This is a genomic window from Pseudomonas sp. RIT-562, assembly GCF_026241895.1.
Lineage (GTDB): Bacteria > Pseudomonadota > Gammaproteobacteria > Pseudomonadales > Pseudomonadaceae > Aquipseudomonas > Aquipseudomonas mandelii_F.
Genome location: NZ_JAPJIV010000087.1, coordinates 1 through 272, shown reverse-complemented (window position 1 = coordinate 272; position 272 = coordinate 1). Strand labels below are relative to the sequence as shown.

The following is a 272-nucleotide window of genomic DNA, read 5'->3' as shown; positions in this document are numbered from 1 at the left end:
TATTCACACTGGAATATTCATTTCTAAACTCTAACAGCAGAAGCAGTTAATGGTGGAGCCAAACGGGATCGAACCGTTGACCTCCTGCGTGCAAGGCAGGCGCTCTCCCAGCTGAGCTATGGCCCCATACAAAATTGGTGGGTCTGGGCAGATTCGAACTGCCGACCTCACCCTTATCAGGGGTGCGCTCTAACCAACTGAGCTACAGACCCAATTTCGAGCGCGTAACTGTTAGCGTTGAGCTATCAGCTTGGAGCTTAAAGCTGCTTCTA

General features: G+C 50.7%; 2 tRNA genes. Both read right to left on the bottom strand.

Features of this window, described 5'->3' with window-relative positions:
- Positions 1 to 50: 50 nt before the first annotated feature.
- Positions 51 to 126 (bottom strand) — tRNA-Ala (locus tag ORL50_RS28875).
- Positions 127 to 135: 9 nt separating this feature from the next.
- Positions 136 to 212, bottom strand: a tRNA-Ile gene (locus ORL50_RS28870).
- Positions 213 to 272: the final 60 nt, after the last annotated feature.